Annotated in this window: 12 protein-coding genes; all 12 read left to right on the top strand. The window is 61.3% G+C overall.

Annotated elements, in window-relative coordinates; translation table 11 throughout:
• The first annotated feature begins 27 nt into the window (after positions 1 to 27).
• Positions 28 to 633, top strand: a complete 606-nt coding sequence (locus AC1DXJ_RS16700; protein WP_477615967.1) for a sugar transferase — start codon at positions 28 to 30, stop codon at positions 631 to 633.
• Between the two features lie 223 nt (positions 634 to 856).
• Positions 857 to 1,726 carry a hypothetical protein gene (locus AC1DXJ_RS16695; RefSeq protein WP_477615966.1) on the top strand — a complete coding sequence of 290 codons (870 nt, stop codon included), beginning with the start codon at positions 857 to 859 and terminating at the stop codon, positions 1,724 to 1,726.
• Complete coding sequence (locus AC1DXJ_RS16690) at positions 1,726 to 2,319, top strand: GNAT family N-acetyltransferase (protein ID WP_477615965.1); 594 nt, start codon at positions 1,726 to 1,728, stop codon at positions 2,317 to 2,319. Before AC1DXJ_RS16695 ends, AC1DXJ_RS16690 begins: the two co-directional genes overlap by 1 nt.
• A 35-nt stretch (positions 2,320 to 2,354) precedes the next feature.
• Positions 2,355 to 3,593, top strand: a complete 1,239-nt coding sequence (locus AC1DXJ_RS16685) for a glycosyltransferase family 4 protein (protein WP_477637506.1) — start codon at positions 2,355 to 2,357, stop codon at positions 3,591 to 3,593.
• Between the two features lie 4 nt (positions 3,594 to 3,597).
• Positions 3,598 to 4,614, top strand: a complete 1,017-nt coding sequence (locus AC1DXJ_RS16680; protein ID WP_477615963.1) for an SDR family NAD(P)-dependent oxidoreductase — start codon at positions 3,598 to 3,600, stop codon at positions 4,612 to 4,614.
• Positions 4,614 to 5,723: a polysaccharide biosynthesis C-terminal domain-containing protein gene (locus AC1DXJ_RS16675; protein ID WP_477615962.1), complete on the top strand. Its 1,110-nt coding sequence runs from the start codon at positions 4,614 to 4,616 to the stop codon at positions 5,721 to 5,723. The genes AC1DXJ_RS16680 and AC1DXJ_RS16675 overlap by 1 nt, the downstream gene beginning before the upstream one ends.
• Complete coding sequence (gene wecB, locus AC1DXJ_RS16670) at positions 5,720 to 6,832, top strand: non-hydrolyzing UDP-N-acetylglucosamine 2-epimerase (protein WP_477615961.1); 1,113 nt, start codon at positions 5,720 to 5,722, stop codon at positions 6,830 to 6,832. The genes AC1DXJ_RS16675 and wecB overlap by 4 nt, the downstream gene beginning before the upstream one ends.
• Positions 6,814 to 7,398, top strand: coding sequence for an acyltransferase (locus AC1DXJ_RS16665; RefSeq protein ID WP_477615960.1), 585 nt, complete (start codon positions 6,814 to 6,816; stop codon positions 7,396 to 7,398). Before wecB ends, AC1DXJ_RS16665 begins: the two co-directional genes overlap by 19 nt.
• Complete coding sequence (locus AC1DXJ_RS16660) at positions 7,391 to 8,509, top strand: glycosyltransferase family 4 protein (RefSeq protein WP_477615959.1); 1,119 nt, start codon at positions 7,391 to 7,393, stop codon at positions 8,507 to 8,509. The genes AC1DXJ_RS16665 and AC1DXJ_RS16660 overlap by 8 nt, the downstream gene beginning before the upstream one ends.
• Entirely contained in the window at positions 8,496 to 9,722 is a 1,227-nt protein-coding gene (locus AC1DXJ_RS16655) for an O-antigen ligase family protein (protein ID WP_477637505.1), read from the top strand. The genes AC1DXJ_RS16660 and AC1DXJ_RS16655 overlap by 14 nt, the downstream gene beginning before the upstream one ends.
• A complete protein-coding gene (locus AC1DXJ_RS16650) occupies positions 9,719 to 10,810 on the top strand; it encodes a glycosyltransferase family protein (RefSeq protein ID WP_477637504.1) in 1,092 nt (363 codons plus the stop codon). Before AC1DXJ_RS16655 ends, AC1DXJ_RS16650 begins: the two co-directional genes overlap by 4 nt.
• On the top strand, positions 10,768 to 12,072 hold the full coding sequence (locus AC1DXJ_RS16645) for a lipopolysaccharide biosynthesis protein (protein WP_477615956.1): 1,305 nt from the start codon (positions 10,768 to 10,770) through the stop codon (positions 12,070 to 12,072). Before AC1DXJ_RS16650 ends, AC1DXJ_RS16645 begins: the two co-directional genes overlap by 43 nt.
• The last annotated feature ends 13 nt before the right edge of the window (positions 12,073 to 12,085 follow it).

Genomic DNA, 12,085 nt, shown 5'->3' with positions numbered 1-12,085 from the left:
GCTTACGCGAGGCACGTCAAGAGGCCCTTGGACGTCATCGGCGCCGTTGCTCTGATCGTGCTTGTCTCACCGGTCTATGCGACCTGTGCGCTCCTCATCCTGTTGACGAGTGGTCGACCGATTCACTTCCATCAAGTGCGGGCCGGCAGGCAAGGGGACCTCTTTCGAGTCCACAAGTTCCGCACCATGCCGGTGGGAACGGAGGCCAAGTCGAACAACTATCCGACCGCTGCGATGGTGACGCCGATCGGCAGCCTCTTGAGGAGACTGAGCCTCGACGAGTTGCCGCAGCTGCTCAACATCGTGAACGGCCAGATGAGTTTTGTAGGCCCACGACCGGCTCTTCCATCCCAGGTCGAGAGGTATTCGCCGCGACAACTGGGACGGTTGGAGGTCCGCCCCGGCCTGACGGGCCTCGCCCAAGTGCGACACAGGAACAGCGCACCGTGGTCTCAGCGGATTGAGTCGGACCTCGAGTACATCGAGACCCTTTCCTTCCGGCGTGACCTTCTCATCGTTGCGATGACCCTGCCCAAGGCCCTGCAGGGCGAAGGCGTCATCATCGGTCAGTCGGCCGTGGACGTGGACGACCTCAAGGACGGTCCACGCATGAAGAGCGGCCCTAATGGGTAGCGGTGACCCACAGGCGGCTCCTACGTCTTGGCCAACTGAGATCGGATCCGACTTCGAGCTCGTGGGCGGTGAGTACCTCACGAGGCCGGCAGGGGTCCTCCCCTGGGACGGCCCGCTCACCACATACGTTGCCAACGGCCGTCAGGCACTTTCGCTGACTGCAGAGTCGCTGTGGCGTCGCGGCCTTCGGACAATCCACGTGCCGGGTTACCTGTGCGACAGCATGATCGAGCCGTTCACAAAAGACTGGAAGGTTGTTGCACTTCCAACGACGGCCGACCTGGAAACGCCGCCTGACGCGGTCGGATCACTGAAGGCCTCAGTCCTCTTGAATGCCCCATACTTTGGACGCAGTCCTTCGAGTGACATGGTCACGGCATTGCGCACTGCTCGAAGAGCTGGTGTTGTGGTCGTCACCGACGAGACCCACAGAGTGCTGGACGAGCCCTGTATTGAAACGGATATTCGAGTCGCCAGCCTACGGAAGCTTCTCCCGGTATTTGATGGTGGCTACGCCATTGGGCTTCCCACCGAGGACACGCACGTCGGACCGTCGAACAGTGACGCAGTTGCCCAGCGACATAGAGCAATGAGCACCAAGACGGCCAACCTGTCCAAGCCCGGGCCACAAAGCAGCCACCTGGCCATGTTCCACGAGTCCGAGCGCGCGCTGACGGTCGACCTGACCCCTCGCGCGATGAGCGCGCCTACGCTAGACCTCCTCCGACGACTGAATCTGCCCGAGCTGGCAGTGCGTCGCCGCCAGAACGCCGAAGCACTCGTCAAGGCGCTGTCCCGGCAGTCAGCCCTCCGCGTCCTGAATCCACCGAGCGCCACAACCAACCCCTCGCATATCGTTCTGGAGGTTTCGGATCCACAAGCCCTCCGTGAGTGGCTGGCCAGAAGGCGGATCTACTGCCCGATTCACTGGCCGCCTTCGGAGCTACTGCCCCACAGATCAGACTGGCCCCAAAGGTTTCTCTCCGTCCCCATAGACCATCGCTACGGCGTGGAGGACATGCACCACATAGGCGCTGCAGTGCATGAGGGCCTTGAATCGCTCAAAGCCCCCCGAAAGACGAGGAGTCGCTGATGTTGGGCAAGTACGTTCGCCTTCGTCCCATCGAAAGCACCGACCAGGCATTCATCACCGACCTCAACAGCGACCCTGTGGTTCGCTCGAACGTGGTCGGTTGGGACTGGCCGACATCCCTGCAAGAACAGGAGAGGTGGTTCAGTTCACCCGGGCAGCCCAACACTCGGCGCTGGATGGTTGATCAGCTCAAGGGTGGGCCTATTGGACTCACCGGACTATGGGACATCGACTGGCACAATCGCACTGCCCTGACCGCCCTCAAACTGGGCGGGCACGACGCGATCCGAGGTCGTGGTTTCGGCACCGATGCGATCATGACGGTGATGGCCTTCAGCTTCTACGACGTCGGACTGCAGCGCATCCACAGTTCGATCCTCGCAAACAATGTCGCCTCATTGAGGGCGTACACAGAGAAATGCGGGTGGACCGTCGAGGGGACCGCTCGTCGGCATGTGTGGCGACACGGCGAGTACCAGGACCTCCTGTATGTAGGGATCCTCAAGGAGGAGTTCGACGCGCTTCCTGACGCAGCGGGCTACGTTCAGCGGCTCACTGACGGCACGACCCCGGACGATCCCTCGCTCCCGTGATAAACCGACGCAGTCGTCACCTGCGAACTTCGCGGGTGGCGTACTTCACCCAATGGTTCACCCCCGAGCCCGTTCTGATTCCGAGGTGGATCGCTGACGCGATGAAGGAGCGCGGACTAGACCTCCGTGTCCATACCGGGATTCCCAACTTTCCTGACGGCCAGGTGCATCCCGGCTTTCGTGCACGACGATTCTCACGGGATCGCGCGGGGGGCCACAACGTGCTTCGATCGCCGTTGTACCCAAGCCATGATCAGTCCTCGCTGCGCCGCATCCTCAATTACTCTTCGTGGGCGTTCAGTGCGAGTCTGGGCGCCTTGGCGACATGTAGGGGATTTGGAGCCAGCGTCGTTTACAGCTCGCCCGCAACTGCCGCCCTGCCGGCCATGGTGGCGAAGGTGGCTCACAAGGTGCCGTACGTGCTGATCGTCCAGGATCTGTGGCCCGATTCGGTGACCTCGACGGGCCTGGTCGCGTCAGGATGGAAGCTGCGTCTGGTCGAGGCGGTGCTCGAGAGATTCACGCAGCTCGCCTACCGAATGTCCGCCCATGTGGCCGTGATCTCGCCCAGCATGCGTGGTGTCCTGGAGCAGCGCGGAGTGCCCTCGAGCAAGATCTCTCTGATCTACAACTGGGTTGATGAGACGGCCCTGCGACCCTGCTCGCCCGACCCTGACTTCAGGCCCAGCCTGGGCCTGACCAGCGAGTTTCTTGTCATCTACGGTGGAAATCTGGGCGCCGCACAATCTCTGGATGTCGCCATCGCCGCAATCGCGATGCTTCCGCCGGACGTGCACCTTGCCCTCGTCGGTGACGGAATCGAGAAGCCGAAACTCCAGGAGCTAGCTGCTCAGCGATGTCCCGGGCGGGTCCACTTCGTCCAGCCCGTCCCACCCACCCAGTTTGCCGGGATAATGGCCGCCGGAGACGTACAGTTGATTTGCCTACGGGATGATCCGCTCTTCGCGATCACGATGCCAAGCAAGGTTCAGGCCGTGCTCGCGGCTGGTCAACCTGTGGTCATCTCAGCTCGCGGAGATGCGGCGCGACTGGTTGACGACTCAGGTGCCGGGTGGTCCTCACACCCCGGAGATATCGAGGCCTTGTCGAGGAACATCAGTGCGGCCCGCGAAGAGGGTGCCGAAGCTTTGAGACAACGGGGCGCAGCGGCTCGGACCTACTACCACGCCCACCTGAGCCAGGAAATCAACGCCGGAGCCCTCGTGGCCTTGGTGAACCAGACCATGACGGAAGGACTTAGATCTCGTGGCTAGCCACATGCAGGGAGCGACCGTAGCGATCACGGGAGGGACCGGCTCATTCGGGTCGACGATGGCCAGACACCTTTTGACCGAGGGTGCCGAGACCGTCCACATCCTCAGTCGCGACGAAGCCAAGCAGGACGAGATGCGCAAGAGGTTCGGCGACTCGCGGCTGCGGTTCTTCCTGGGTGACGTGCGCGACCGTGAATCCGTGGCCAGCGCATTCGTGGACACCGACTTCGTCTTCCATGCCGCTGCACTCAAGCAGGTGCCCTCATGCGAGTTCTTTCCCGAGCAGGCTGTGAAGACCAACATCGTCGGTAGCCACAACGTCATAGAGGCGGCCGCGGCGGCCGGGGTGCGCTCCGTCGTCTGCCTCAGCACCGACAAGGCCGTCTACCCCGTCAACGCCATGGGGATGTCGAAGGCTCTCATGGAGAAGACGGCCCAGGCGTACGCCCGCAACAACCCACACTCGAAGACCACCGTCTCGGTGACGCGATACGGCAACGTGATGTACTCCCGCGGATCTGTCATTCCACTGTTCGTCCAGCAAATCGAGCAGGGTCGCCCCCTGACCATCACGGAACCGGGCATGACTCGCTTCCTCATGACTCTTCAGGAATCCGTTGATCTGGTGGAGTACGCCTTCACCCAGGCCGAAGCGGGTGACCTGTTCGTGCGCAAGGCTCCGGCGGCCACAGTCGAGGTGCTCGCCCGCGCAGTCGCAGCACTGCTTGGCCACGACGACCCCGAGATCAAGATCATCGGTACCCGTCACGGCGAAAAGCTCCATGAGACCCTCCTCAGCCGCGAGGAGATGCTCAAGTCAACAGATCAGGGCGACTACTTCCGGGTCCCCCTCGACGCACGGGGCCTCCAGTACGAGGTCTACGTCGAGGAGGGCGAGAAGGAAGCCGCCGAGGTCGACGACTACACGTCTGCCAATACCGAGCAGCTCGACGTCGAACAGACCAAGGCGCTGCTGCTGAAGTTGCCCGAAATGCAGCAGCTGCTGGGGGCCGTCGCCTGATGCGCATCGTCCTGACCGGCGCAGCCGGCTTTCTGGGGTGGCATACCAGGACCCGTCTGCGCGCCCTGACCGATCACGAGGTCGTCCCCGTCACCCGGGAGAGTTGGGACCAGCTCCCAATGCTGCTCCATGGTGCCGATGCGGTGATCCACATCGCTGGCGTCAACCGTGGCGAGCCGGACGACGTCGAGGCCGCGAACGTGCGGCTGGCGAGCGAGCTCGCGCATGCCGTGAGGGAGGCGGGTAGGCCCGTCCGCCTGGTATTCGCCAACTCGATCCAGGCTGGCAACGGGACACCGTACGGCACGGGCAAGAAGAGGGCTGGGGCCCTCCTGTCCGAGGCCGCCGCTGCGGTCGGCGGCCACTTCGTCGACGTGCTTCTCCCCAATATCTTCGGCGAGCACGGCAAGCCGGCTTACAACTCGTTCGTCGCGACCTTCGTCGATGCCGTGGTGCGTGGCGACCAGCCCCAGATGAACGACCGCGAGGTTTCCCTGTTGCACGTCCAGGGCGCCGCCCAGGAGCTCATGAACGGACTCGTGACGTCCAAGGCGACCCTCACGCCCGCCGCGACACCGACGTCAGTGGGCGAGGTCTTCGACCTGCTGAGCGAATTCCACGACCTCTACGCTTCGGGAGACATCCCGGTCCTGGACACAGCCCTGCGAGTGGACCTGTTCAACACTTATCGCGCGGCCCTATTTCCTGCCCACTACCCGATCGCGCTCACATCGCACTCGGACGAGCGGGGCCGCCTCGTGGAGACCGTTCGCGCCCATGGCGGACAGGGCCAGACCTTCGTGTCGACGACCCGACCCGGGATCACGCGCGGGGAGCACTTCCACCTGGGCAAGGTCGAGCGCTTCGCGGTGCTCAGTGGTCAAGCCAGAATCTCGCTGCGACGCGTGTTCCATGACGAGGTCGTGTCCTTCGACGTCTCGGGTGACGCCCCGACTGTGGTCGACATGCCCACAATGTGGGTGCACAACATCACGAACACGGGCGACACCGAGGTCACAACGCTGTTCTGGACCCACACGCTCTTCGACGCTAACAACCCCGACACCTACTGGGAACCAGTGGCTGACGTTGCAAAGGCAGACGCATGACGAAGGTGATGACAATTGTCGGGACCCGACCGGAGATCATCCGGCTCTCGCGGGTCATCGCCCGACTCGACGCAACCGTCGACCACGTGCTGGTCCACACTGGACAGAACTACGACTACGAGCTCAACGGCATCTTCTTCGACGAACTGGGGATCCGTAAGCCGGACCACTTCCTCGAAGTCGACACGTCGAGTCTGGGTCGAGTGCTGGGCGAGACCCTCATCAAGGCCGAAGAGGTTCTCCTCGAGGAGCAGCCGGATGCTGTTCTGGTCCTTGGCGACACGAACAGCTGCATCGCCGCGATCATGGCCAAGCGGATGCGAATTCCGGTGTACCACATGGAAGCCGGCAACCGTTGCTTCGACGAGAACGTGCCAGAGGAGACGAACCGGCGCCTCGTGGATCACGTCGCTGACTTCAACCTCGTCTACACCGAGCACGCTCGCCGCAACCTGCTCGCCGAGGGGCTGCACCCACGTCGCATACTCCTGACCGGGTCCCCCATGAAGGAGGTGCTGATGCACCACATGGAGCAGTTTGCCCAGAGCTCGATTCTCACTGACCTCGAACTCGAGCCTCAGCGCTACCTGCTCGTCTCGGCGCACCGAGAGGAGAACGTCGACAACCCCCTCCGTCTCGGCGCCCTTCTCGACTCCCTAGTCGCTGCCCACGAGCACTTCGCGGTCCCCGTCCTCGTCTCTACACACCCGCGGACCCGCCTGCGTCTCGAAGCCCTGGGGCGTGAACTTCCCGAGGGCCTGATCTTCCACAAACCTTTGGGGTTCATCGACTATGTCCGTCTCCAGCAGGACGCTCTGTGTGTGCTGTCAGACAGTGGGACCATCAGCGAGGAGTCGTCCGTCCTCGGTTTCCCCGCAGTCACCCTCAGGGACTCGATCGAGCGACCCGAAGCTCTCGACACTGGAGCAATCATCATGACTGGCCTCGACCCCGAGAATGTTGTCGAGGCGGTCAACGTCGTGATCACCGATCAGAGCGCCGGGCAGCACGTGCCTGCGGACTACGCCATCGACAACTGCTCCGAGCGCGCTGTTCGGTTCGTCCTGTCCACCCAAAGAAGGCACAGACAATGGCTGGGGCTGCGATGAGTAAGCGGGCCTGGACACACGCACGATTGCGCGAAGTGCGGAATCTGAGCTTCGCACTCGTCAAGAGGCGGCGAGGCTGGTCAAAGAGCTCGTTTGTGCACCCAAGCGCCCTCATTGCCAAGGGAGTAAGGGCCGAGGAGTACGTCTTTATCGCCCGCGGGTGCTCGCTCTGCCCGGGAACGTCCATCGGTCGATACACGATGTTCGCTCCTGGGGCCTCCGTGGTTGGTGACGACCATTTGTGGGACAACCCACGAGTCCCGATCCAGTTTTCTGGGAGACCAGCCCAGCGAGAGACGCGAATCGGCAGGGACGTCTGGATCGGCCAGGGCGCCATTATTTCGCGTGGACTCACAATCGGTGATGGCGCCATCATCGGGGCGGGATCCGTCGTGACGTCAAACGTCCCAGCGAGGGAGATATGGGCGGGCGTCCCGGCGCGACTCCTCCGCCGTCGATTTGAGAATGAGGAGTTCGACAGGGCCCACCACCTCATGACGCAAGGCCCCCTATCTGCTCCAGTGTTTGCTGCGTCGCAGGAGAAACTATGGGGCGCCCGTGAATAGTAACAACCATCCTGCGGCTCTGGTCGTTTATCAACACCTTCCGCATTACCGGTACGGCGTCTTCTCCGAACTCCAGAATTCGCATGAAATAACGTTTGCCTTTGCCTCTGACACCATTTCCCAAGAGGGCAACATCGCGTTGATACCTCTAGAAGCTATCAATCACCATATTCGTTTGCGCAACCTCTGGTTCGGCCCCATACTCTGGCAACGAGGCTTGCTCACTACAGTGGCCTTTGGGAACTACGACGCTTTTGTATTCCTCGGTGACTGGCGTTACGCATCAACCTGGTTGGCGGCAAGCGTCGCACGACTAAGACGCAAACGAGTGCTGTTCTGGACAATTGGGTGGCATAGGCTCGACAGCGGTCTTCGACGTTGGGTGCGCAACCGCTTCTATTGCCTAGGCAACCGCGTGCTGGTGTACGCCCCGCGAGGAGCAGCGCTTGGTGCTGCCTCCGGCTTCTCTCGAGGGCGGCTTACCGTCATTGGGAACAGCAGCTCGGAGGTACCTGCTGACACGGGCACAGGAGATGCTTCACGAATCGGCCAGCACAACACATCACCGATCATCGCTGTGGTCCGTCTGAATTCCTCGAAACGCCTGGACCTGCTCCTGCGGGCCGTGGCACAGATTTCCGAGGAACATCGTCCTTCTGTAACGCTGGTTGGCGACGGTCCGGAAAAGGAGAACCTCGCCCAGCTTGCCAAATCGCTTGGAGTTCTCCTTTGGATGCCGGGTCCAATACACGACCGAGAGTCCCTTGCCCAGTTCTACGCAAACGCACTCGTGTGCGTGATCCCCGAGGCCGCGGGGCTGACCGTAATTCAAAGTCTTCGATACGGCGTTCCGGTGGTGACGTGCGACAGACCCGACCTCCAGATGCCTGAGTATGAGGCTGTCATCGACGGAGTAAACGGCAGTCTCTACGCTGCAGGAGACGTCCAAGCGCTCACAGAGGCAATTAGTCGATGGCTCGATCCATCCGTGGATCGAGCAGCAGTGGCAGTTGAGTGTCGCGCGTCCTTGGAGGCCCTTTGGACTGTCGAGGCCAACGGGCGCAACGTCCTTAAGGCCGTGCTCGGGGAGGTGTCAAATGGCCACCGATGAGGCAAGAGGGAACTCCAAGCTTTCCGACCGAATGGCCATCGGCGCGCTTCTGTGGACTGTCTATTCTGGAGATCTGAAAGGGACGCCGCTCTTGTCGTGGCTTCCCATCGACGCGACGCTGTTGGGGGCGGCGGTGTTGGGCCTTATCGTCGTGAAGCGGTTGGTTGGCTCTCACTTGCGATTCCCTCCCGGCTCGGCTCCTACGATCTGTCTCTGGCTGTGCTTTCTTCCGGGCGTTGTTGTGGCCAGGGCCGACGGCGTGGATAGTTACAAGACTCTTCTTCTCTACACAGTCACGCTCATGTGTGCTGTGGCTCCATCCTTCATCGTGCACTCGACCGACCAAATGATGAAATGGATTCGAGCTCAGGTTTGGATTGCCGTCGCGGTGGCCCCAGCGCTCTATCTCTTTCCCGCGACTGAGACTGCCGGGAACGTGGGAAGAATCAATCTGGAAGGTGGCACGAGCATAGCCATCGCCAGGATCTTGGCCAACGGTGCCCTTATTTGCGCCTTCTACGCACTAACCGCGCGCCTCACAAAACGACCCCTTTGGTGGGTGGCGTCCGGTGCCCTCGCTCTAGCCATGGCGCTCATAGGAAGTCGTGGCCCATTCGTGGCACTTATTGCCGCTGCCGTGGTCCTGATTGCCTTCGCAAAGATTTTTGCTCGACGACGTGTCATCGTGGTGGCAAGTGCCGCGGTCGCGCTGGTGCCGTTTCTATGGTACGTCTTTTCCAATGGTGGGACTGCCACATCCCGACTGGCGGCCGTGCTAACCGGAGACTCCTCCGACCAATCGCGCGCACTATTGTATTCAACTGCCGCCAATGCCATCTCGCAGCATCCTGAGGGTTTGGGCTGGGGAGGTTTCTCTCACCTGTCCGAGATCGCATCAAACTTCTCAGGGGAGTCCATTTATCCTCACGACATTGTCCTTGAGATTGGGGCAGAAGGCGGATGGATAGCACTCGCTGGCTTCCTGTTGGTGACCGGAATAGCTGGAGTTCGAGCTTGGCGAGAATCGGGCACGGCCATAGTGGCACTGACTATGACACTTGCGACCTTTTGGGGCGTCTCTGCTCTTTTTTCAAGTGATATTAATGGAAATCGGATGTGGTGGTCTTCACTGTCAGTCATGCTCGTTGCTGGCACGGCTTACCGCCATTCACGCCATATGCCTCAGGGAACCGAATCGCGGGTTAAGACATGAGGGGCATACTCATCGTCGAACCCGGTCATAGCGGCCATTTGTATGTCTACGTGAAACTGCTGGCCGAGTGGGCCAAGAGCCAGGGACTCAATCCGGTGCTATTGCTGCGAGAGGAGGGAAGAGGTTCACCCGAGCACTCAACCCACCTATCTGCCGTTATTCAGGAGGTCGAAGTTCACTACAAGTCGGCGATAAGCCTGAAGGATGTCAAGGCGACCGCCGAGAGAGTCGGTGCCGCGCACATCGTCATTCCGCATGGCGACCCTTTTGTGGGCCAAGCTCTGAAGATGTTGCGTTGGGACGGGACCCCCAAGACGACGCTCCTCATCATGCGTGATCCACGGTGGGAGCATCCTGGTTCGATACGCCGGAGGATCCGACTGATCGCCAAGCTCGCTGCGATTCGTCTCTTGAGTATGCGGCGACAGGTTGAGATTGTGTGGTTGCGAGCGCCGTGCTTTGCCCAGACTGCCAGGGAACGTGCGGCCCCGGACCCCGTTCTGGTTCCGCGAGACCACACGGCGGTTCACACGGGCGCGGCTCACGTACGCGGCAGGCTGGGGATGACTGACGACGTATTCTGGTTCGGGATGGTCGGCTCATTGACTCCGCGCAAGAATTTGTCGCTGGTCGTCGCCAGCCTTGAGGCCCTGTCACATCTCAAGCCGAAAGCGTTTGGCTTTGCGTTGATCGGACCACAACACTCGTCAATGCCGGACAGCCCGCAGGACATTGAGGCATTAGCACGCAATCTTCCTTTTCCCATGGTCATCGACAACCGTGTCCTTACTAATGATGAACTGAACGAAGCCGTGGCTACCCTTGACTGCCTCGTTATGGCATATTCGTCTGAGGCCCCCAATTCAACCTTGGCCAAGTCGGTCGCCCTTGGAGTGCGGGTAGCCGCGGCCGGCAGCACCACCCTGGCTGGCTTCGTCAGCGACCTTGGTCGTGGCCCGACGGCAAAGTTGGACGTGGCCTCGCTGACCCCTCTCCTCATGGACCGCATGGACCAAACCGCCCCATCTGCCCGTGCAGACCTCGGGTGGGAGGAATTCTGCGCCACATTGATTCCACCGACGTCATGAGGCATGTGCGGGCGATACCCCGCTCCCTTATGAATGCGGGCATCCTCACGGTCGCGACCGTGGTTGCGCAGGCCCTCACAGCTGGGACGATGCTGTTGGTTGCGCGGGGTACCGCCGTCGCAGCGTTCGGCCAAGTCATGACAGTAATCGCCGTAACGACTGTCGCCAGTAATCTGCTCAATTTCGGAAGCAACGCTCTCGTGGTTCGAGAAATGTCAAGCGGCCGGTTCGATGCAGCCGAGTTCGCTTCGAGATTCGGGGGTAAGATACTCGCCGCCTTGAGCATCTCCCTAGTCCCGCTCGGAATTGCCGTGATTGACAAGGGATCCGAACGCCTTCTTATGGGCGGTGGGCTGCTCCTCGTGGCCCTCACAGCCAGTCAAATGAGCTTGACTCCCGTCTCGGCTTCACAACAGTTCGGTCGTCTCAGCCTGGTCATCATCTTGGACAAGGCCATGGCGCTTTGCTGCGTCTTGACTCTGCACCGGGCCGGTATTCGTAGCCCTGACGCGCTACCTTTTGCTCTCGCGGCCGGGGCAAGCGTCTCTTGCTTGTTAGCCATAGTCAGTTGGAGCTCTAGTCTGCATGGCTCCCTGGGCAGCCTTCTCCGTGGGCGAATTCGACTCACGAACCCTTGGAGCGGAGGTATCCATATTGGCGTCTCTTCCACCCTGCTGGCCCTTACACAGGCCGACGTGGCAGTCCTCAACATCATCGCGGGTGGACATGCCGCCGGCCTCTACTCTGGCGTGAATCGCTGGACCCAGCCCATGAACCTCGTGGCATCGTCCTACGCTCAAGCGCACTATCCCGAAGCCTCTGCCGCTGGTTCCAGCAGCACGGCTTGGCGAGAGATGGCGCGGGGGCGTTGGCTACTCGTACCATTGCTCGCCGGCGTGGGAGCTATTTGGTTCTCCGCTCCCAGCCTTGTTGTGTGGCTTCTAGGGGAGCAATACGCCGCATCGGCGAATGTGCTCCGGTTTCTCGCTCTTGGAACAGTGCCGGGGGCCGTAAATCAGATCCTCTATGCGTTCCTCAATGCACGTCGCCACGAACGGTCAGCTGCGCAGGCCGTCGCTGTCTCCGTCGTGCTCCAATTCGTGGCTCTCAGCGCGTTGGCGACGTATCTGGGCGCCAACGGCGCCGCCATCGCATATTGCTTGGTCCAAGTCATCATGTTGGTGATTCTTGGTCGCACCAGCCGCAGAGTCGTCGCAGCAGACCGAGACGTGGTTGACCTGCTCCGACCGCCGTCGCCCTGACGCACGGAGCCGA

It is taken from the genome of Pedococcus sp. P2_D9 (assembly GCF_056404275.1).
The sequence above is the reverse complement of the archived record's forward strand: the minus strand, read 5'-3'. Positions and strand labels throughout refer to the sequence as shown.